Raw genomic sequence first — 19472 nt, 5'->3', positions numbered from 1 at the left:
GGGCCTTCCGTGCGTCATGTGATCCTCGCCGCTTTGCTCGTCGCGTCTGCGCCAGCCGCACTCGCTGCTCCGACACCAAAGGAACAATTGCTCGTCCCGCCGAAGGATGCTGCGCACTATGTGGTCATGTCGACGGCGGGGAAGCACGGCGACGAATATGCGTGGAAGCTGCCGGACGGGCGCATGGCCTTCCGTCAGTCGATCCTGCTTCGCGGCCTGATTTTCGAGACGGACGAAACCTTCCGCTTCGGCGCGGACAACATGCCGAGCGAGATCGTCATCCGCGGCGTGACTCCGAGCGGCGATGCCGGCGAGACGTTCGCAATCAGCGGAACGCAAGCCAGCTGGACTAGCCCCGTCGACAAAGGCAGCGCGCCCTACAAAAACGGGACCTATTACCTGCCGCAGGGTGGCACGTTCCTGGCTTTCGCCCCGCAGATCGATCGGATTCTCGCTGCAGGGGAGGCGGGTCTGCCGCTCCTGCCATCAGGCAAGGCGACGCTGCAGAAGATCTCGGAACTCGAAATCGATGGTCCGAGCGGCAAGAAGACGGTGCAGCTGCAATTGCTGCGAGGAACGACCCAGACGCCGACGCCGGTGTGGACAGCGGACGGCAAGTTCTTTGCGGCGCTCGTCGGGCTGGCGATCCTGCCCGAGGGCTTCGAAGCCAATATGGACAAGATGCAGACGGCTCAGGACGCGGCGATCGCCGCGCTGGCGCCTGCAACCGCGGCAAAGTTTCTGACTGCCGATGCCAAGCGGCCGGTCCTGTTCAAGAACGTCCAGATCTACGACACGGACAGCGAGAAATTCGTCGCCGGTCAAAACGTCCTGACCTCAGACGGCAAGATCGTCAGCGTTGGAGCCGCGCCTGCCTCATTGCCGGCCGGAACGCGCGTCATCGACGGTACCGGGAAGACGCTCGTCCCGGGCCTATGGGACAGTCACATGCACGTGCCGGACGACTTCACGACGGTCAGCGAATTGGCGCTCGGAGTGACGTCCTGCCGCAACCCCGGTGGCCCGCTGGAGCTTGAGGTGTCGCAGCGCGATCGCCGGGCCAAGGGGACGCTGCTCGCCCCCGAATGCTTCGACTCCGTCATCGTCGACCAGAAGGGTCCGCTTGCAGCGCAGGGGAGCATGGCGGTCGGGAGCCTCGAACAGACGCTCGCGGCGGTTCGCAAGATCCACGACGCGGGCCTCACAGGGGTAAAGTTCTACACGTCGATGAATCCCGCCTGGATCCCGCCGGCCGCAAAGCTTGCGCACGAGCTGGGGCTGCACGTCCACGGTCACATTCCCGCGGGAATGCGCACGCTCGACGCGATCAACGCCGGCTACGACGAGATCACGCACATCTATTTCGCAACGATGCAGGCGATGCCCGACGAGATCGTCGCCAAGTCGAACACCACGGCGCGGATGACCGGACCAGGCCGCTACTTCAAGGACGTCGATCTCGACGCCGAACCGATGAAGACCGTCATCAAGACGATGGCCGAGAAGAAGATCGCGCTCGATCCGACTTTGGTTGTGGTCGAAGGCGTTCTCCTGGCCAACGCCGGACAGGTCCAGCCTGCTTATACGGCCTATGTCGGTACGCTTCCCGCTGCGACGGAGCGGGGCTTCAAGTCCGGTCCAATTCCTTATCCCGAAGGAATGACCCGCGCCGATGCCGAGGCGAGCGTCAAGAAGATGGGCGTGTACGTGAATAAGCTTCGGGCGGCGGGAGCGCCGATCGTCGCGGGCACCGATGGCTTCGGGATGGAGATCGTTCGCGAGCTGGAGCTTTACGTCGATGGCGGGATGACGCCGGGACAGGCACTTGCCACTGCGACCATCAACGCCGCGCGCAACGTGAAGGCGGACAAGCGCACCGGTTCCATCACGGTCGGCAAGGAAGCTGACCTCCTGCTGGTCGACGGGGATCCGTCGAAGCGTATCGGCGACCTTCGCCATGTGGATCAGGTGATGAGCGACGGCGTTCTTATGGACGGCGACGCCCTTCGCTCAGAAGCAGGCTTCAACGGCCGGCCGAAATAGTCAGGCCGCGACGGGTTCGGGCGTTCTGCGCCCGGATTCGCTCAGCGACTGGTCGAGGATCACTCCAGCGACGATGCGCCCCTGGCAGTCGTCGATCACTGCCAGCACCGGCGCCGGGAGCCGGTCGACCGCATCCCGCGTGACCTCGGCGATCAGGCGCAGGCTCTCGGCCTCGCCGTGGTCGGTCGTCCATTGCATCAGCTCGCCGTAGCTGGACGTGTGCGTGCGTCCGTGGAGCTGCAGCATGATCCAGTCGAACAGCATCCGGAGCTCTGTCTCCTGAAGCACGCCGTCCAGCCCCGGACAGGCAGCGACGAGCCTCAGCCGGGCGATGTGCGGGAAGCGGGACCGGAACGCCGCCACGGTCGCCTGCTGCTTCTGCCGCTGTGCGAACAGCGCGATCAGAAATGCAATGAAGACCGCTGCAGCGACCGACAGCCAGAACATATGCCTAGCGCTTCTTCAGCTCGTCCCTGATCTGGGTGAGCAGGTCGACTTCGGTTGGGCCTGCCGCCTCTTCGCCTTTGTGCGTAATCTTGTTCGCGGACCGGATAATAAGGAAGATGATGAACGCCAGGATCAGGAAGTTGATCAGCACGGTGATGAACTGTCCCCAGCCAAGCACCGGCACGCCGGCTTTCTTGAGCGCTGCATAATCCGTCGGCGGTCCGGCGTAATCGGCCGGGATCGGGCCCAGCAAGGTGAAGTAGCTGGAGAAATCGAGGCCGCCGAAGATCTTCCCCACGATCGGCATAATGATGTCGTCGGTCAGGCTGGCGGTGATGGTCGCGAAGGCTGCGCCGATGATGACGGCCACCGCCAGGTCGAGCACGTTGCCGCGTGCGATGAAGTCACGGAATTGTTTCAGCATTATTTCCCCCTTTCGCGTCGCGGGATGGAACCTAGCGCAGTTGCTGCTGATTGAAAGCGCGGGAAGCATACGTGTGTTGCCCTTGTAAAACAGCTTGGGGGACTCTATCTCCGCGCCGTTTCGTTCTTCAGGGGAAACGACATGACCGCACTGCGTCGATTTGGCCTTCTCGCTCCGCTGGCAGCGCTCAGCCTCGCCGGTTGTGGACTCAACAGCGTTCCCACCGCAGAGGAGAACGTGAACGCCAAGTGGGGTGATCTCCAGGCGGATTACCAGCGCAGGTCCGACCTGATTCCCAATCTGGTCGAGACCGTGAAGGGTTACGCTCAGCAAGAGAAAACGGTGCTCGTCGAAGTGACCAACGCTCGCGCGAACGCCGGTCGAGTGCAGCTCAACGCGAGCGATCTGAGCGATCCGGCCAAGGTGCAGGCGTTCAATGACGCGCAGAACCGGCTGACTCAGGCAATTATCCCGCTTCAGCGGCTTCAGGAAGCCTATCCTGACCTCAAGTCCAACGCGAACTTCCTCGCGCTCCAGGACCAGCTGGAGGGCACGGAGAACCGCATCAACGCGTCGCGGCGCGACTATAACGAGGCGGTGCAGGCCTATAACACGCGGATCCGGACCTTCCCGGACGCGATCGGCGCCAAGATCTTCTACGGCGCGAAGCCGAAGGTGCCGTTCCAGGCGGCCGCCGGCGCGGAAAAGGCGCCATCGGTCGACTTCAACGCGAGCTAAGGTGACGCGCTTCCTCGCCGTCATGCTGCTGGCGCTGGTCGCGCTGGCCGCACCCGCTTCGGCGCAGACGTTTCCGCCGTTGACCGGCCGTGTGGTCGATCAAGCTGACCTGCTGCGTCCGGAGCAGGAGATCGACATTTCCAGCAAGTCGGCGGCGCTGGAGGCGCAGACGAAGCGGCAGTTCGTCGTCGCGACGGTCAAGAGCCTCGAGGGATATGAAATCTCGGATTACGCCTACCGGCTCGGCCGCGCATGGGGGATCGGGCAGAAGCAGGAGGATGACGGCGTCATCCTTCTCGTCGCGCCGAACGAGCGGAAAGTCTGGATCACGACCGGCTACGGCGCGGGTGCATTCCTGACGGACGCAATGTCGGGAGTGATCGTTCGCGAGAAGATCATCCCCGAGTTCAAGAAGAACCCGCCGGACTACGGAGCCGGGATCACGGCCGGCGCCGACGCCATCATCCAGCAAATGGAGCTTCCTGCCGACCAGGCGCAGGCAAACATCGCCAAGGCGCAGCAGCAATCCGAGCGCAAGAATGGCGGCCTGCCGATCATTCCGGCGATCGTGATCATGATCGTCTTCTTTTCGATCATCGGCTCCTTGTCGCGCCGATCGGGATCCAAGCGATACCGGACCCAGCGCGGCGGCATTAATCCGTGGATCGTGCTTTGGGGCCTCAATGAACTCAGTCGCGGCTCCCGCGGCGGCGGCTGGGGTGGAGGCGGCGGCTTTGGCGGTGGTGGCTGGGGCGGCGGCGGCGGCGGCTTTTCCGGAGGCGGTGGTGGCTTCGGTGGCGGCGGGGCCGGGGGAGCTGGTGATGCTTCGGCTAAGCGACGAGGATCACGCAAAGGTCAGCGCCGCGATCGCGGCGGCTGAATCGCACAGCGATGGCGAGATCATCGCAGTCGCGACTCCGATCAGCGATCCGTATCACGACGTCGCCCTGCACTGGGCTGTCCTTGCCCTCATCGCCGTGCTTGCGTGGGCTGCGATCTGCCCGTCGTGCCTCGAATGGTGGCTCAATCTTTTCCTCGGCAGCTGGCGGCCCGAAACGACGATTCGGGAACTGCTGACCTTCCTAATGATCCTCGCCGTGCTGAAGTTCACGGTCGTGCTTCTGATCCTGAAATACATGCCGCTGAGGCTGCTGCTGACGCCGTCGGCCACCAAAGAGCGGCGCGTGCGTAGGCGGGCGATCGCGACCTTCAAGGCCGGCGCGGAGCGGCGGACGGTCGGCCGCACCGGAGTGCTCATCTATCTCTCGATGGCCGAGCGCCGTGCCGAGATCGTTGCCGACGAGGCAATTACCAAAGTGACCACGCCCGAGACCTGGGCGAGGCGATGGCTGCGCTGCTGGTTGAGGTAAAGGCAGGCCGGCCCGCGGACGGAATCGTCGCGGCCGTGGAGCAAGTGGGCAAAGTCCTCGCCGAGCATTTCCCGCGCTCGTCGACGAACACGAACGAAATTCCCGATAAACTTATCGAGCTATGACGGTCGATCGCGACGCTCCTCTGGAAGTTATGTGGGAGGGCAAGTTCGTCCGCGCATTGAAGCGCGGCCGCTGGGAATATGTCTCGCGCACCGGAAGCGTGAACGCGGTCGTGATCATCGCCGAACATGAGGGCAAGGTCCTCATCATCGACCAGTATCGGGTGCCGGTCGGCAAGCGCTGCCTCGAGCTTCCGGCCGGCCTCGTCGGTGACGAGGATGAGCATGCGACCGTCGAGGGAACGGCGGTCAAGGAGCTGGAGGAAGAGACCGGCTACACTGCGGAGCGGATCGAGCGGCTGGGCGAGTTCCAGTCGTCGCCCGGCATGCTGTCCGAAAGCTTCGCGCTGGTCCGCGCGCACGGCTTGCGGAAAGTCGGGGAGGGGGGCGGCACCGATCACGAGGACATCAATGTCCATCTGGTGGCCCGGGAGGATATCCCCGCCTTTGTCGCGGAGAGGCGGGCCGAAGGCATGGCAATCGACGTCAAGCTGTTGCTTTTCATGAACTTCTAGCCGTTCGGCCTGTCAGTGGCCGTTCACTTGCGGTTCGATACGTGCCGTTCGTCGAAGTGTCGCTTGCCGCGGTTCGGTCCGTCCGCAATGCGCTTGCTCGGGCAAATCCTTTCTTGAGGGTAATATGAAGATGCTGCTGGCCACCACGGCCATTCTTTCAATGACCGCGATTGGCACGGCTGCGCAGGCTCAGGGAGCCGCAACTCCGGTCGCGGCCGCCGCCACGGCAGTTCCGAACAACATCCTGCTCGCCGACTGGACGGGGCCTTATGACGGCGTTCCGCCCTTCGACAAGGTTACTCCGGCTCTGTTCCCGCAGGCGTTCGAGTTCGCAATCGCCGAGCGCCGCCGTGAGGTGGAGGCGATCGCCAACAATCCGGAAGGGCCGACCTTCGCCAATACGATCGAGGCTTACGAGAAATCCGGCCAGCGCCTCGACCGCGTCGACGCAATATTCGGTGTGATGACCAACAACATGGCGACGCCGGAATATCAGGCGCTCGACAAGGAATGGTCGCCGAAGCTGTCGGCGGCGTCAGACGAGATCACGCTCAACCCGAAGCTCTTCCAGCGTATCAAGTCGCTCTACGACCGGAAGGCGTCACTCGGCCTTGATGCCAAGCAGGATCGCCTGCTGACGCGCATCTACGATAGCTTCGCCCGTCGCGGCGCGAACCTGAACGATGCGCAAAAGCAGCAGCTCTCGGCGATGAACCAGCAACTCGCGCAGCAGTTCGCTACCTTTTCGGAGAAGGTCCTTGCCGACGAAAGCACCTACATCACTGCGACCGAAGCCGAACTGAAAGGCGTTCCGGCCGACGTGAAGGCCTCGCTCGCCGCCGCCGCCAAAGCGCTGGGCAAGCCCGCAGGCACCTTCGCGATCAAGAACATACGCTCGGCGGTCGATCCTGTGCTGACCTTCGCCGACAACCGCGCTCTCCGCGAGAAGGTGTGGCGCGCGTTCGTCAACCGCGGCGACAATGGCGGTGTCAACGACACGAACGAGGTGATCGCGAAGATCGTGAAGCTGCGTGCGGACCGCGCCAAGCTGCTCGGGTTCAAGAACCACGCCGAATGGCGGATGCAGGACACGATGGCCAAGACCCCCGCGCGGGCGATGGACCTGATGAATCGCGTCTGGCCGGCCGCCGTTGCGCGCGTGAAGGAAGAGGTTGCCGACCAGCAGTCACTGGCGAAGAAGCTCGGCCAGAACATCACGATCGAGCCGTGGGACTATCGCTACTTCCAGGAGAAGGTCCGCAAGGAGAAGTATGATCTCTCGCAGGACGAGATCAAACCCTACTTCTCTCTCGACAACATCATCAGCGGCTCATTCTGGGCAGCGGGCGAGCTCTATGGCCTCGATTTCAAGGAAATCACCGGCACCGTACCGACCTGGAAGCAGGACATCCGCGTCTATTCGGTGACCGACCGCGTGACTGGCAAGCAGGTCGGCGTCTTCTACCGCGACGACTTCGCGGCGGAGGGCAAGCGCTCCGGCGCCTGGGCGACGACCTATCGTAGCCGCGCGAGCCTGCTCGGCGACGACATCGTCCTTGGCTCGAACAACAACAATTTCGTGAAGCCGGGGCCGGGCGAGCCGGTGCTTATCAGCGCCGACGATGCCGAGACCCTGTTCCATGAGTTCGGCCACGCGATCCATTACTTTCTGTCGAACGTGAAGTATCCGAGCCTCGGCGGGTCGCAGCGCGACTTCGTGGAATATCCGAGCCAGGTGAACGAGAATTGGCTGATGACGCCGGAGGTGCTCCAGCGCTTCGCCAAGCATTACAAGACCGGTCAGCCGATGCCGCAGGCCCTGGTCGACAAGATCCAGAAGGCGCAGACGTTCAACCAGGGCTTCGCCACGGTCGAATACCTGTCGTCGGCGATCGTCGACATGAAGATGCACATGGACCCGACCGGCGTTGAGGACCCGGACGCGTTCGAGAAGAAGGCGCTGGCCGAGATCGGCATGCCAAAGGAGATCGTGATGCGGCACCGACTGCCGCAGTTCAATCACCTCTTTTCGTCCGACGCCTACTCGGCGGGTTACTATTCCTACCTCTGGTCGGAGACGATGGACGCCGACACCTGGGCGGCGTTCCAGGAGGCAGGAAGCCCGTGGGACAAGAAGGTCGCGGGGAACTTCAAGAAGTACCTGCTGTCGACCGGCAACGAGACCGATCGTGCCGAGGCCTACCGCCAGTTCCGCGGTCGCGATCCGGACGTGAACGCGCTGCTCAAGAAGCGCGGCTTCCCGATAAGCGAGACCGCGACCGGCAAGTAAGCAGCGAGGCGATTATGGAAGCCCCTTCCCGAGGGATCGGGGAGGGCCTTTCATTGAGCGCGACTTACCAGACCCCCCGACGATCGCCTTGGCGCGCGATACTGCCGAGCAGGTCAGGTCGGGCACCGGTTCTACGCCCTCGCTGGCGGATCCAACCAAACCCCGTTCCTTGAGAGCCCTCCAGAAAGCACGAAGATCGTGAGGCGGCGCGTGTTCTGAGGGCCGAACGCGATCCATCAGCGCCATGACGGCCCATCCCGCGCCGGTCGGCTGGATGGGAACGAGTTCCACGGGCTTGCCGGTCGAGATGGCGTCCGAGACCATTGCGACGCTATCCGCCGTGACGGAAATCGTGTCGGCCCATTCGAGAAGTTCCGCGTAGGGCGGACTACCTCCCACCGGAACCAATGTGGCCGGTACCTGCACGCTGCGGACACGCTCCTGCGCCTTGAGTAGGAGGCGTCGGGGGGTGCGCGGGCTTCCGATCACAACGACAGAACCGCCATGGGCTTTAGCCTTCGCCAAGAGGTCGTCCAGTGCTCTCCCCACGGTCTGCGGACTGAGCCGCCAGTATAGAGTTGGGCCGCCCAGGATCAGTAGGCGGCGCGGAGCCGGATAGGATTGCCAGAAGTCCTCGTGATGCTCCGCGCGACGTGTACCGCGGCTGAGAGCGATAGGGATCCGAATGAGGTTCGGATGCTCGCGGATGGGATATTCCGGGGTTGCGATCACGAGGTCGAACTTGTCCGGCGAGATCCTGGGATAGCCGACATGGATCGAACGAGTCCTGCCGCCGGACCGCCGGCGCAGGGACTGCACCACCGCAACGCTTCGATGGCCCGTCGAGATGGTCAGGTCAGGGAGATCGCCGGACAATAAGGCCCGCGACCCCGGTGTCAGGCTGCGGAGGGTCGCGCCAAGGAGATGGGGACCCAAATGACGCCAGTGATTGTAGGTCAGCTGCTTGCATACGAATGGAAGGCCCAGCGCCTCGGCGAGCGCCAGGACCTGATTGTTGTCGCCCTTCCTAGCCCCCAGCAGCGCCCAGATCCTTGGCGTTCGCGGTCTTTTCAGAATGTCGCGAACAGCCTCGACCGCCACTTGGGTCGTGTCTGGAACTGCCGATGCTACGGGTAGCTCGACCGTTCCGACGAGTCCGTTTTCGGTGAGATAGCGCCAGAAGCCCGACAGGTCCGCTCTGGCCTGGAGTGGGATCCCAAGTCTGCGCAGGAAATGGCCGACTTGGCCGCGCAGGGAACGCCGGATGGGATCATTCCAACCGGTCTTCCAGTGAGGATCGCCTCTGAAAGCATTGAAACGCTGTCTGCAGTGACATGGAATTCGTCGCACCGCGCAAGAAGCGTGGCGAAACGCGGGAAATCGTGAACGCAAGCCTCCGCATCGCCGGTCAGCTGGTCTTCCAGTGAGCGCTTGATCTCTGGGGCGTGCGCCTGCTGGTCACGGCGATGACGCTACCTCCCGAACGTGCGCGCGCCTCCTTGAGATGCCGGATGGCTAGATTCAGCCGCCTCTCGTCTACCTTCCATTGCCTGGTCGACCCGCCGACAGCCACCAGGCGGCGGGGACTTGGCATGGATTGCAACCAATCCTCTTCCTCCTGCGTCGCCGTAACGGCGCGCGCCGGGTTGCCGATTGGCAGCGGAATCTTGAGAAGGTTCGTGGCGTCCGGCAGGGGATATTGAGGTGTGGCGATGACGAGGTCGATGTCGTCGATTGCGCAGCGCGGGTTGCCGATCTGGATCAACCGCGTGTGCCCCCGGGACTGCCTTCGGATGAAACGAGCGGCCGGGAGGCTCTCGTAGCCAAGTCCGATCACCAGGTCGGGCCAGGGCGGAAGCAGGGTTGAACGTGTTTCCCCTATGAGATGCAGCAGGCGCTCGTCGCGCAGAAAGGGAAAGTGGCGCAGGCTGTTGTAGCGGAGTGTCTTCGTTTCGAACGGCCAGCCGAGCGCCACGGCCAGGGCGCTCAATTGATTGTCATCGCCCGTTCGATTGCCAAGCAAGATCCAGACCGTTGGATCGCGCTGCGTCGGTCCGCGAATCGCCGCCGTCGAGAGACCCTGTCTAAGAGCTCCGTCAGGCAATTTGCCGTTCCGGTAGCGAGACGCTGGCGGGCATGGGTCGCTGCTCGCGCCACCAGCAACTCAACATGGCTATCGCATAAAGGAGCCGCCCATGGTTGCTAAGTCCCCTGCGATGTTCGTCGAACATCTGATCTACGCCCGCGGGTCGAGGAATCCCGCACTGGCCAGCCCGGACGATTGCCAAGCGTCCCGCGCGAAATCGTTGAAGCCTCCGACGAACCAGTCTGCGAGCGGCATCTGGAATCCCAGCTTTCGCGTTCCGACCGCACCCCGCGGTAGCAACGGTTCGATCGCACGCCTCAGTACATGTTTCCCGACGCCGTTACGGAGTTTCATCTCCGTAGGCACTGTCAGCGCCCAGTCGACGAATTGATGCGAAAGGAAGGGGACCCGCGCCTCGAGCGACGAGGCCATCGATGAACGGTCCAGTCGCTGGAGGAGCGAGGCCGGCATATGCACCGTGAGGTCCCCGAGAGCGAGTTGGTCGAGTTCGGACAAGCCTGGCTGCGCAGTCGTGAAATATCTCTCCGCCATCGTCGCTTCCGAAGCCGGCTCGTCCCACAACTGATAGAATTCTCGATCAAGGATGCGCCGGCGAACGGCGTCAGGCGTGATCGTGACGGCGGCGAAGAAGCGCTCGTATCCATTGGCGAGCAGCGCTCCGTGCCGAAACCGGCTGGCATGATCCCTGAGGTAGTTGAGCTTGCGTGCCCGCGACTCGGGCATGCGGCCGATCATCTCAAGTCCGCCAAACGCCCGGAAAAGCGGCGACCAACGGGCCATACGTTGCGCCCAACGCTGGCGATTGTATCCTAGGAACAACTCATCACCGCCTTCGCCGCAAAGAACGACCTTCACGTGCTCGGCCGCGGAGCGTGAAAGATACCAAAGCGGAATCGCGGAATTGGCAGCCGTCGGCTCGTCGAAGGATCGCTGTACGGCCGGAAGGACGTCTGCCGCAGTCTCGGGCACGATCGGCAGCAAGACGTGTTCGAATCCGAGATGACGCGCGATCTCGGAGGCCGCCGAGGATTCGTCGATCTTCGATCCTGGGAATGCCGCGGTGAACGCCTTGAATTGAGCGGTTGAAGAATGCGCCATGCTTGCCGCAATCGCGCTCGAATCCACGCCGCCTGAAAGGAATACGCCGACGGGAACGTCGGACAGCATGTGCTTCCTGACCGTCGCTAAGACGCGCTCGCGCGTCTCTTCGATCCACTGCTTCTCACTTAGCCCGCTCATCGGCCGTACCTGGGGTTTCCAGAATGGCCATGTGGCACTTCCAAGCGCTCCGATCTTCATCACGTGACCGGGCTGAAGTGCGCTCACCTGACGGAAAATCGATCGGGGACCGAGCACGTGCCCGAAACGGAAGAAGTCCCGGATGCCGCCTTCATCGACGTCGAACTGGAAATCGGGAACGACACGTAACGCGGAGATCTCGGATGCGAAGGCGAAGCCGCCGTTTTGCTCCGAGACGAACAGTGGCTTGATCCCCAATGGGTCGCGCACCAGAGTCAGCATCTTCGTGAAATGGTCCCAGATGGCGGCCGCATACATGCCCTCAAGCCGAAGCCAGGCATCGTCGCCCCATCGCACGTAGCTCGCCAAAAGCGTCTCGATGTCGCTGTGCGTTCGGAACGCGTAGCCCTGAAGTTCCCGCCTAAGCTCGAGATGATTGACGATCTCGCCGTTGCAGATGATCGAATATCGGCCGTCCGCGCTCGTGATCGGCTGCTGTCCGTTAGCGATGTCGATGATGCTGAGGCGACGCATCCCGAAACCGAAGTCGCCGTCGATTAAATAGCCAGCGTCGTCCGGGCCGCGATGGACCAGTTGCTCGCACTGACGGACGACGACGTTCCGCCCGACCGGGCGACCCATCCTTCTGTACCAGCCGGCAATCCCGCACATGGCTCACCCACAAAAAGCGAGCGGAACCGGTCCGCACGGGACAACCAAATGAGGACCGAATTGGGGAAGGGGAAGGAAAGAATCGAAAGATTGCAGAAGTTTAATCTGCGAGTAATTTTGCGCGTCGAAGGCTAGCTCGGAAACGTTCGACGAACATGAACACGGCCGCTCGCGGAGCAAGTCCGGACCGAGCAGGCTGGACGTCCTTTCGTTCGAAATCGGTGCGAGTCCGAAGATGGAGGCGCGCATCATCAAGGACATCCCTTCGCTTGAGAAAGAGTCCCTCCATGACGCCGCCGACCTGCACGTACCGCAGTCGACGCCGCCGTTTTCGATGACTGCTCCGGCTCTTGGATTGCCTAATTCGAACGACCAGCCTGCGGTCGGATCATGATGGCGGCGTCATTACTGCATCTCATCCGAAAAGGGACTTCACGATGACCCGCCGCGCGCTGATTACCCTGGGATTCGCCTGCACCCTCCTTGCCTCTCCGTGCTCTGCGGATGGCCTGGCCAGGACGGCGTCGATTATCGGCGATGGGAACAAGGTGATTGGGACGGTGACCTTGTCGCAAGCTCCACGCGGGGTTCTTTTGAAGGTGGAAGCATCGGGCCTATCGGAAGGATGGCACGGAATGCACATACATTCTGTCGCCACGTGCGGAGATCCAGGCTTCAAGGCGTCCGGCGGACACGTCCACGGCTCGGCCGCGGCGTCGGTCCACGGCCTGCTCAATGAGAATGCAACCGACCTCGGCGATCTTCCGAACCTATTCGTCGGTCCCGACGGCAAGGCCTTTGCCGAAGTGTTCGCGCCCAATCTCTCGCTTGGCGAAGCCGTCGGACGCTTGAACCTGCTCGATGCCGACGGATCGGCGCTTGTCATCCACGCATCGCCCGACGATCACGTCAGCCAGCCCATTGGCGGCGCCGGAGCAAGGATCGCCTGCGCCCCAATTCAGTGACGGCGGCTAGCTCACCAGCCGCACGAGGGCGATCAGCCCTTCCATTTCACCCGGCAGCGCGAGGTGCCGGATTTCCCGTTCTCCTTGCATCACTCCCGCCGCTTCCAATTCCGCTTCGAGTTGCTCGCGCGAAAAGTGGCGATGGGTTCGGGACCGGCGAACGGCCACTTCGCCATCGACCGGGCGGAGGTGACGTAGATTCCCAGGCTTGCGTCCGGCCGCGCGACCCGCCGGCACTCCTGCACGAGGGCAGGAATGTCGGTACAAAAATAGAGTACATTGGAGGCAAGGATCCGGTCGAACGCATTTGCGCCGAAGGGCAACGCCAGCATGTCACCGTGGCGAAGCCTGACCCGCCCCGCCTTCAGGTCTCGATTCAATCGGTGCCTTGCGATCGAAAGCATCGTCTCCGACTGATCGACACCGTACCGCCAAGTGGTCTGCGGGACGGCAGACAAGGCCATTCCGTCCCCGCACCCGATGTCGAGGACGTGGTGGCCTGGACGAATATCGAGCGCTTCGATCAGCGCGCGCGTCGGGCGGCGATTGAAAACCCGCATCATCACGGCGAGCAGGAAGCCGCCCGAGCCGGAAGGGTTCGCAAGTTGCCGACCGACGGCCAAGGCCGCACGGTCGACGAACGTTCGGCTGCTCATCCGAGCTTGGCGAGGAGCGCCCGGACTTCCGCCGCCGTCCCGAATCCCAGACGGGCCTGTCCGGGTTCGTTGGGGCCTGAAGCGCTCGCTGCAGATATTGCCGCGCCGACGCCTTGTCGCCTTCCTGGGCTAGGAAGTCGCCGTAGAAATAGTTGTTATCCAACCCCTTCGGGTCCTGCAGTAGTGCCCGCTGGAAATATGTGCGAGCCTTGGCCGTGCTTCCGAAGCCGATCGGCCAGCCCGGAACCTTGTAGTACAGCACGCCAAGGCTCATCGCGGCGCCTCCGTCCGCCACGCGCGGATTGATTGCATAGGCCTTCGCCAGAATGTCGCGTGCACGGGTCGCAAGGCCGAGTTGCTTGAAGGTGGACGCCCTCGCAGCCTCCTCGCTGACCACGATGCCTTCCCAAAGCAGCGGCTCGGCCTTGCCCGGATATTTCTGGACGACCTGGAGCGCCTGCCCTCAAGCGCGGCCAGCTGATTGTATTGCGCGTTGCGGTCCTTCACCTGGTAGCGAATGTGCGCCCAGGCATTGTTGATGCGCATGACATCGGAATCCATTGCCGGATTGTCCGAAGCAAACGCCGGAGCGGCCAGCACCGTCAGGCTCAATGCAGCCAAAACTTGAATGTAGCGGCCAAAATCCATGAATTGCTCCTTCTCCTGGATCAGTTGGCGAAAAGCTCGCGTGCCTTGGCGGTCGTGCCTGCGAGGCCCGCATCGACTAGGCGGGGCAGAGGCCGTTCAGGCGGGTGTAGAAATGTTCGGCGATGCCGAGCGTGACCTCCTTGCGGCGTCCACCGATTGCCCGGGCGATGCGCCGCGCGACCAGCGCGGGATCGTCGGGATGCATCTTCGCGATTTCGAGGAAGCGATTGACCTCCGCTCCGTTGAAGGCTGTGCGGACTGCTCGGGGGCGATGTAGGTGATTGCGATGGGCGACTTGCCGAGCTCCCGGCGAAGAGCCTCGGACAGACCCCGCAAGCCTGCCTTGCTGCTCGAATAGGTGGCGAAATAGGGATAGTTCACCGCGCCAAGGACCGAACCGATATTTACGATCTGTCCGTCTCCGCGTGCCTGCATTTGCGGAAGGACGCAGCGCATCAAGGTTGCGGGTGCGATCAGGTTGACGACGTATCCGGTCCAGATCTGATCGGGCTCCTGCCGGTCGAACAGACCGAAATATTGCATCCCGGCGAGGTTCACGAGCAGGTCGACCCGCCTCGACGAAAGCAGGTTGCAGATGTCGGCAAGGCCGCTTTGGGTCGCGAGATCGGCCATGATCGTCTCGTCGGCCTCGGGACAATCGACGCGATCGACACCGACGACGGTCGCACCCTCTCTCTTCAACTCGCGACAAAGGAGGCTGCCGATTCCGCCGGCCGCTCCGGTGAGCACAACCGTCTTGCCATCATGCCGCATCACGAACGCCTTCGATTTCGATTCCCCCGAACATTCCGCCGAATAGACGAAACATGTCCTTCGCCATTTCGACGATGGCGGACTGGTCCGATGGATCGTCGACGCGGTTCATCAGGCTCTCGAAGAATTTCATGTGATCCTGATCGAGTGCGCCGTGTGAATTGAGGTAGCGGAAGGCGGTGTTCGGAAGCCCCAGTCGCCGCTGGACCGCGGAAGCGCCATGCGAAGCCAACGCGACGCTCGTTCCTTCTAGAACGAAGACCATCCCGAAGAACGCGGCCGGATTGCCGTCTCGAATTGTTGCATAGGCATGGTCGACCATCGCCTTGGTCGCCGGCGCGGGGTCGCTGCGCGATGCCGCGTCCCGATCCCCGCCCGCGGTCTCGATATCGTCGAGGATCCATTCTTCGTGGCCGGTCTCCTCCACAATATAATTGTCGAGTGCCTCCACGAGCATTGGGTTGCCCCGCTCCGCGAGCGCGGCGCGCGCCTCACGCATCAGCGGGACCGTGTGGCGCACGTGATGAAAGGCTTGCGTCAGGTACGCGATGTAATCGCTGCGACTGATCTGGCCGGTGAGCCCCGCAAGAAGCTGCGGGGTCATCGCAAAGCGCGCCTGGTCGCCTTTCGTCTCCGAAATTAGCCGGTCGAAGAACTTATCCGCCGCCGTCTCCTTGGGATGGGCTCGATTGATCGCGCTGCGTCGCATCCGGCCGTTGCCCGTCAGCAGTCCGCTCGCCGGCGTGAAGGGGGGTACAAGACGACAGGCGCCGATCCGGGCGTATTCCGGAAGTCCGCCGTTGACGCGTTCGACCGCACTTTCGACGTCGGCCTCGGGTCCTGCGGGGACGAGCAGGGCCTCGAGTATCGCGTCTCCGTCGCCGCGGACCATGGCTTGAGCAATCTCGGGCTGAGCCGTCAGCAGCGCTTCGAGCCATTCGGGCGAGATGTTGCGTCCGAAGGCTGTAACGATGAGGTTGGACTTCCGGCCGTCGATCCAGAGTGACCCTTGCTGGTCGAAGCGACCGATGTCCCCTGTGGCAAAGGAGCCGGGCTCTCGAGACTGACCGACGAGACCGAGGAATAGCGGCCCATCGATGATGATTTCGCCGTCGTCCGCCAACCAAAGCTTGTGGCTGCCGACCGACCGACCGACTCCCCTTGAGAGATGGTCGATCCGTCCTCAAGCGTGATGACCGAGCCGGCTTCGGTCATTCCATAACCCTGCCGAACCGGCAGACCGACCAGGCTGGCGCGCTTTAGCAACGCGGGGGAAATGCTAGCGCCGCCAACGGCGACGAGGGTCAACTGCGGCAAGCGGGTCGAGCATGCTTCCATCGCTGCCACCAGCGCTGCCAGATATTCGGGAACGAGGATGAGGGACGTCGCTCCATCCCGAATGACGGCGTCGAGTAATTGCTTTCCGTCGGGCCGAAGCGGGTTTGCCAATCCGACTGCGCTTCCGGGCAGTGGCAGGTAGGTCCCGCCAGCGATGAGCGAGGCGAACAGGCCGGCGACTTGTTCGAGCAGGATTCCAAACGGAAGGACCGGTAGGTGCCGGCCCGCAAGATCGCGGCCAAGGTAGTCGCAAACCGACGTGGCGACAGCAATGAGGTGATCTGCGGAAAGGCAGACTCCCTTGGGTTCATCGGTCGAGCCGCTGCTGAAGCTTATCACCGCCGTTGCGTTGGGAAGGTCGGCCTCCCCCGTTTCGACGGGGACCGCTCCGAACCGAACGGTGAGATCGTCAAGGGAGCAGCCCGAGATGCAGGCGCTCGCACCGGCGTTGCCGAGTGCAGCGAGCCGCTGCGCCTCGTTGAAATACGGTGGGAGCGGGACGACCGGGATTTCCGCCTCGATCAGTGCGACGAGAAGAATTGCCGCGCCTGTCGAATGATCGATGTCCAATCCGACCGGACTTCTGCCCAGTCCAGATCGTTCGAGCTCGCCAATCGTGTTCTCGATGGCTAGAGCGCTGTCACCCCAGCTCAACGATTTGTGGCCGTCATCAAAAGCAGGATTGGAACGACCTGCACGCACGTGGCTTCGGACGGCTTCGAGCAGCGCAGTCATGCGCAGATCCCGGTTACGCCATCGTCGAAGCCGGCCAATTTCGGAAGCGCGGGTGCGATCAGTCCTGCGCAGATTCGCGGCTGCAGGTCATAGTATCGTCCCCAGTCCGCAGCGCCTTCCGGAAGCCGGGCCGGATCGGCAGCGCCAAGATCGTGAATGTCGATCCCAAGCCTTCCGAACATCAACCGTAGCGGACCGGTCAGTACGGCTACCGCTACATCCGCGATCCCGTTCAAATGACGCGCGGTTCTGGCCCACAACGCCACGGTGGCGCGGCTTTGGGCCGACGCATGCGCTCCGATCTCGACGATGCGGTCACGATTGACTCTAATTCCGATCTTTTCGCTGACTGCCCTCTCGATGGGATCGTCGAGATAGTCTTCAAGAAACAGCCGCTCCTCTCCGGCCAGCCGAAAGCCCAAGGCGGCAGTGGGGCCCATCTCCGGACCGGAATCGACAATGCAAAAATGGGGATAGTCTGCCGCCTGGACGGCACCGTGGACGGTGGCGTAACGACGTTCAATCAAGTGCCTTGCGGCTTCGACATTCATCAGGAAGTCCCCGGGCTATTCCCGGTGAAGACGCCCCGAAATCGTCGGCACCTCAGTCGGTCGGCTGACTAAAAATGCGAAACTCAGAAAGACCGGCTGAGGGATATGCCGATCGATCGCGGCCTGGCCGGCGTGCGCTGCGGCACCAGCCTGACGCGGTACGGATTGCCGAAACCGAACGTGTCGGCGGTGCTGTTGGTGAGGTTCTCGCCAAGAAGCTCCGCGGTCCAGCCATCGCGCGAGAGGGAAACATGCGCGTCCATCAGCGCGTGTCCGGGGGTCCTTCGATCAAGTACAGGATCGAAGCTCAAATGGGTCGCTCCGATGTACCGGCCACCGATGCTCGCCTCGCCATCCCATGAGTCCCAATGGAAGCGGTGGCCGAGCTCTACCCGAGCAGCAAGCTGCGGAACCGCGGGCAAGCGGCGATCTTCGATTTCGCTGCCTTGGTTCGACGAGGCCAGTCGCGCGGACTGAAGGATGAGGCCGCCGGTCAGCATCGTGGCCTTGCCGACTGCCAAATGGATGCGCCCTTCGAGGCCGGAATTGTGCGCGTTGCCTGCGTTTCGAGTTGCGACCAACCCGTTGGTCAGGAGCTCGTCGGTCTGAACATGTTGCCACCTGGACGCAAAAACAGTGGCTTCTGCCGAAGAATCTTCGCCCAGCTCGATCCGCGATCCGAGCTCGACGCTTGCCAGCTCATCTGCTTCGTACGTCGGTTGGGAAGCGTCGCGTTGGACGTTGATTCCGCCAGGGCGATATCCGCTCGCTGCGTGAAGGAAGGCCGTGACATTCGCCGACGGCTTCCAAGTGATGCTTGCATCGGCCGCCGCCCGGATACTTCGTCGACTGAGCGCTCCTGATGAATTGGCTTCCTGCCCTCGTCGTCGATCCCCACTGAAAAGACCCGGCCTCCGCCCGCCAGGATCACACCGCGGCCGATCTTGGCGCTCGCCTCGCCGAAGGCGGCCGCCTCACTGATCGACCTTCGAAACCTCAGTAGGGGAACGCCGGTCGAGGCGTCCTTCGCGACGATATCCGTGTCAGTTGTCGCATTGATGAAGGACAGGCCCGCGAGCCATTCCAGTCCGCCTGCGCTCCGGTTCTGGATCCTGACCTCCTGGTCGAACAGATCATAGTTCCGAGCGTCGTCGACGCTTGTTGGCCCTACAGTCCCAAGAATCGGTGCAAGCGGTGCAGCGTCGTAGGTTGCCGCTGCTTCCTGCCGGCTGAAGCTGGTGATCGAGGTGAGTTCAACCCTGCCAATCGGACCCTTTATGGTCAACATGCCGATCTTGGCGTCAAGGTCGCGAGGCTCCCGCAATCGATCCGGACGGCGTAACGGACCGACGTTGCCGTCGGCGTACTGGCTGTCTCGCGTATTTCGACTTTGGAGCGCGCCGATCAGATCGACGGTCCAGTGCCCGGCAGGAATCCAGCGAATGGCGAGCCGTCCACCGACAAGCTGCAACCGGTTGATGTTGCCGTCTCCGCCGGCGTTGTCGATCCACCCGGCCTGCTGGTCGCGATAAGCCACGGCGCGCACGCCCAAACGTTGAGATGCAAGCGGCAGATTTGCCGTCAACGATTGCGCGTTCGAGAAACCGCCGCCCTCCACAACCGCTCCAGACGTCGAAACGCGAGCGAACGAATGTCCCAGATCAGGGGCCGTCGTCGAAAGCTTGACGATCCCGCCGAGCGCTCCCGTTCCGTAAAGCGGACCCTGCGGTCCTTCGAGGACCTCGACCCGGTCAATGTCGATGAGTGCCCAGTCGGGGTCTGGGGCGTCATAGTTGATCCGGGCTTCGTCGAGCAGGATGGCCACGCTTCCCTGGTTG

General features: G+C 62.8%; 21 protein-coding genes and 2 pseudogenes. 9 read left to right on the top strand and 14 right to left on the bottom strand.

All coding sequences use genetic code 11. The features are described from left to right. Nucleotides 1-9 precede the first annotated feature (9 nt). Nucleotides 10-2043 carry an amidohydrolase family protein gene (locus tag H9L14_RS09175; RefSeq protein WP_187707863.1) on the top strand — a complete coding sequence of 678 codons (2034 nt, stop codon included), beginning with the start codon at nt 10-12 and terminating at the stop codon, nt 2041-2043. Here the strand turns inward: H9L14_RS09175 and H9L14_RS09170 are convergent, their stop codons facing one another. Together H9L14_RS09170 and mscL are read right to left on the bottom strand one after the other, a co-directional pair. Further along, complete coding sequence (locus H9L14_RS09170; RefSeq protein ID WP_187707862.1) at nt 2044-2490, bottom strand: hypothetical protein; 447 nt, start codon at nt 2488-2490, stop codon at nt 2044-2046. 4 nt (nt 2491-2494) lie between these two features. Next, a complete protein-coding gene (gene mscL / locus H9L14_RS09165; protein ID WP_187707861.1) occupies nt 2495-2914 on the bottom strand; it encodes a large conductance mechanosensitive channel protein MscL in 420 nt (139 codons plus the stop codon). 141 nt (nt 2915-3055) lie between these two features. Here mscL and H9L14_RS09160 point away from each other — a divergent pair, with 141 nt between their 5' ends. From H9L14_RS09160 to H9L14_RS09140, 6 genes are all read left to right on the top strand, one after another. Beyond that, on the top strand, nt 3056-3652 hold the full coding sequence (locus H9L14_RS09160; protein WP_187707860.1) for a LemA family protein: 597 nt from the start codon (nt 3056-3058) through the stop codon (nt 3650-3652). Between the two features lies 1 nt (nt 3653). Continuing rightward, a complete protein-coding gene (locus tag H9L14_RS09155) occupies nt 3654-4532 on the top strand; it encodes a TPM domain-containing protein (RefSeq protein WP_246444042.1) in 879 nt (292 codons plus the stop codon). Next, nucleotides 4474-5022, top strand: a complete 549-nt coding sequence (locus H9L14_RS09150; RefSeq protein WP_343070175.1) for a hypothetical protein — start codon at nt 4474-4476, stop codon at nt 5020-5022. Before H9L14_RS09155 ends, H9L14_RS09150 begins: the two co-directional genes overlap by 59 nt. Continuing rightward, nucleotides 4998-5147, top strand: coding sequence for a hypothetical protein (locus H9L14_RS17020; RefSeq protein ID WP_343070174.1), 150 nt, complete (start codon nt 4998-5000; stop codon nt 5145-5147). The genes H9L14_RS09150 and H9L14_RS17020 overlap by 25 nt, the downstream gene beginning before the upstream one ends. Further along, nucleotides 5144-5659, top strand: a complete 516-nt coding sequence (locus H9L14_RS09145) for an NUDIX hydrolase (protein ID WP_187707859.1) — start codon at nt 5144-5146, stop codon at nt 5657-5659. The genes H9L14_RS17020 and H9L14_RS09145 overlap by 4 nt, the downstream gene beginning before the upstream one ends. A gap of 124 nt (nt 5660-5783) precedes the next feature. Next, on the top strand, nt 5784-7949 hold the full coding sequence (locus H9L14_RS09140; protein WP_246444041.1) for a M3 family metallopeptidase: 2166 nt from the start codon (nt 5784-5786) through the stop codon (nt 7947-7949). 12 nt (nt 7950-7961) lie between these two features. Here the strand turns inward: H9L14_RS09140 and H9L14_RS09135 are convergent, their stop codons facing one another. The 4 genes from H9L14_RS09135 to asnB all read right to left on the bottom strand — a co-directional run bounded on the left by H9L14_RS09135 (nt 7962) and on the right by asnB (nt 11937). Further along, nucleotides 7962-9050, bottom strand: a complete 1089-nt coding sequence (locus H9L14_RS09135) for an ELM1/GtrOC1 family putative glycosyltransferase (protein WP_187707858.1) — start codon at nt 9048-9050, stop codon at nt 7962-7964. A gap of 26 nt (nt 9051-9076) precedes the next feature. Further along, nucleotides 9077-9262 carry a hypothetical protein gene (locus tag H9L14_RS17430; RefSeq protein ID WP_425506877.1) on the bottom strand — a complete coding sequence of 62 codons (186 nt, stop codon included), beginning with the start codon at nt 9260-9262 and terminating at the stop codon, nt 9077-9079. Between the two features lie 95 nt (nt 9263-9357). After that, on the bottom strand, nt 9358-9972 hold the full coding sequence (locus tag H9L14_RS15850) for an ELM1/GtrOC1 family putative glycosyltransferase (protein WP_281389367.1): 615 nt from the start codon (nt 9970-9972) through the stop codon (nt 9358-9360). A gap of 213 nt (nt 9973-10185) precedes the next feature. Next, nucleotides 10186-11937 (bottom strand): asparagine synthase (glutamine-hydrolyzing), encoded by a 1752-nt coding sequence (gene asnB / locus H9L14_RS09120; protein WP_246444039.1) that lies wholly within the window; start codon nt 11935-11937, stop codon nt 10186-10188. Nucleotides 11938-12202: 265 nt separating this feature from the next. Here asnB and H9L14_RS09115 point away from each other — a divergent pair, with 265 nt between their 5' ends. Next, the gene (locus tag H9L14_RS09115) at nt 12203-12361 is read left to right on the top strand and encodes a hypothetical protein (protein ID WP_187707856.1); all 159 of its coding nucleotides are present in this window, start codon (nt 12203-12205) and stop codon (nt 12359-12361) included. Between the two features lie 43 nt (nt 12362-12404). Further along, the gene (locus H9L14_RS09110; RefSeq protein WP_187707855.1) at nt 12405-12932 is read left to right on the top strand and encodes a superoxide dismutase family protein; all 528 of its coding nucleotides are present in this window, start codon (nt 12405-12407) and stop codon (nt 12930-12932) included. Between the two features lie 89 nt (nt 12933-13021). Here the strand turns inward: H9L14_RS09110 and H9L14_RS09105 are convergent, their stop codons facing one another. From H9L14_RS09105 to H9L14_RS17425, 8 genes and pseudogenes are all read right to left on the bottom strand, one after another. Then, on the bottom strand, nt 13022-13588 hold the full coding sequence (locus tag H9L14_RS09105) for a class I SAM-dependent methyltransferase (protein WP_187707854.1): 567 nt from the start codon (nt 13586-13588) through the stop codon (nt 13022-13024). 124 nt (nt 13589-13712) lie between these two features. Then, nucleotides 13713-13862: pseudogene (locus H9L14_RS17580) on the bottom strand (hypothetical protein); the annotation flags it as partial. Between the two features lie 470 nt (nt 13863-14332). After that, a complete protein-coding gene (locus tag H9L14_RS09100; protein WP_246444036.1) occupies nt 14333-15010 on the bottom strand; it encodes an SDR family NAD(P)-dependent oxidoreductase in 678 nt (225 codons plus the stop codon). Next, nucleotides 15000-15902, bottom strand: a complete 903-nt coding sequence (locus H9L14_RS15845; protein ID WP_246444034.1) for an iron-containing redox enzyme family protein — start codon at nt 15900-15902, stop codon at nt 15000-15002. Before H9L14_RS15845 ends, H9L14_RS09100 begins: the two co-directional genes overlap by 11 nt. Nucleotides 15903-15928: 26 nt before the next feature. Next, nucleotides 15929-17083: an AMP-binding protein gene (locus tag H9L14_RS15840; protein WP_246444032.1), complete on the bottom strand. Its 1155-nt coding sequence runs from the start codon at nt 17081-17083 to the stop codon at nt 15929-15931. Beyond that, complete coding sequence (locus tag H9L14_RS09090; RefSeq protein ID WP_187707853.1) at nt 17080-17634, bottom strand: thermostable hemolysin; 555 nt, start codon at nt 17632-17634, stop codon at nt 17080-17082. Before H9L14_RS09090 ends, H9L14_RS15840 begins: the two co-directional genes overlap by 4 nt. Before the next feature lie 83 nt (nt 17635-17717). After that, nucleotides 17718-18449, bottom strand: a complete 732-nt coding sequence (locus tag H9L14_RS09085; RefSeq protein WP_246444594.1) for a TonB-dependent receptor domain-containing protein — start codon at nt 18447-18449, stop codon at nt 17718-17720. 932 nt (nt 18450-19381) lie between these two features. Beyond that, nucleotides 19382-19459: pseudogene (locus tag H9L14_RS17425) on the bottom strand (hypothetical protein); the annotation flags it as partial. Between the last annotated feature and the right edge of the window lie 13 nt (nt 19460-19472).

It is taken from the genome of Sphingomonas sediminicola (genome assembly GCF_014489515.1).
Lineage (GTDB): Bacteria > Pseudomonadota > Alphaproteobacteria > Sphingomonadales > Sphingomonadaceae > Sphingomicrobium > Sphingomicrobium sediminicola.
Note: the sequence above shows the minus strand (reverse complement) of the source record. Positions and strands in the feature narration are given on the sequence as shown.

Bases quoted from the DNA above. Each gene is read 5' to 3' on its own strand.
- H9L14_RS09170 (WP_187707862.1), bottom strand. From the start codon at position 2,490: ATGTTCTGGCTGTCGGTCGCTGCAGCGGTCTTCATTGCATTTCTGATC.
- mscL (WP_187707861.1), bottom strand. From the start codon at position 2,914: ATGCTGAAACAATTCCGTGACTTCATCGCACGCGGCAACGTGCTCGAC.
- H9L14_RS09160 (WP_187707860.1), top strand. From the start codon at position 3,056: ATGACCGCACTGCGTCGATTTGGCCTTCTCGCTCCGCTGGCAGCGCTC.
- H9L14_RS09150 (WP_343070175.1), top strand. From the start codon at position 4,474: ATGCTTCGGCTAAGCGACGAGGATCACGCAAAGGTCAGCGCCGCGATC.
- H9L14_RS17020 (WP_343070174.1), top strand. From the start codon at position 4,998: ATGGCTGCGCTGCTGGTTGAGGTAAAGGCAGGCCGGCCCGCGGACGGA.
- H9L14_RS09145 (WP_187707859.1), top strand. From the start codon at position 5,144: ATGACGGTCGATCGCGACGCTCCTCTGGAAGTTATGTGGGAGGGCAAG.
- H9L14_RS09140 (WP_246444041.1), top strand. From the start codon at position 5,784: ATGAAGATGCTGCTGGCCACCACGGCCATTCTTTCAATGACCGCGATT.
- H9L14_RS17430 (WP_425506877.1), bottom strand. From the start codon at position 9,262: ATGCTTTCAGAGGCGATCCTCACTGGAAGACCGGTTGGAATGATCCCA.
- asnB (WP_246444039.1), bottom strand. From the start codon at position 11,937: ATGGGTCGCCCGGTCGGGCGGAACGTCGTCGTCCGTCAGTGCGAGCAA.
- H9L14_RS09115 (WP_187707856.1), top strand. From the start codon at position 12,203: ATGGAGGCGCGCATCATCAAGGACATCCCTTCGCTTGAGAAAGAGTCC.
- H9L14_RS09110 (WP_187707855.1), top strand. From the start codon at position 12,405: ATGACCCGCCGCGCGCTGATTACCCTGGGATTCGCCTGCACCCTCCTT.
- H9L14_RS09105 (WP_187707854.1), bottom strand. From the start codon at position 13,588: ATGAGCAGCCGAACGTTCGTCGACCGTGCGGCCTTGGCCGTCGGTCGG.
- H9L14_RS09100 (WP_246444036.1), bottom strand. From the start codon at position 15,010: ATGCGGCATGATGGCAAGACGGTTGTGCTCACCGGAGCGGCCGGCGGA.
- H9L14_RS15845 (WP_246444034.1), bottom strand. From the start codon at position 15,902: ATGGTCCGCGGCGACGGAGACGCGATACTCGAGGCCCTGCTCGTCCCC.
- H9L14_RS15840 (WP_246444032.1), bottom strand. From the start codon at position 17,083: ATGACTGCGCTGCTCGAAGCCGTCCGAAGCCACGTGCGTGCAGGTCGT.
- H9L14_RS09090 (WP_187707853.1), bottom strand. From the start codon at position 17,634: ATGAATGTCGAAGCCGCAAGGCACTTGATTGAACGTCGTTACGCCACC.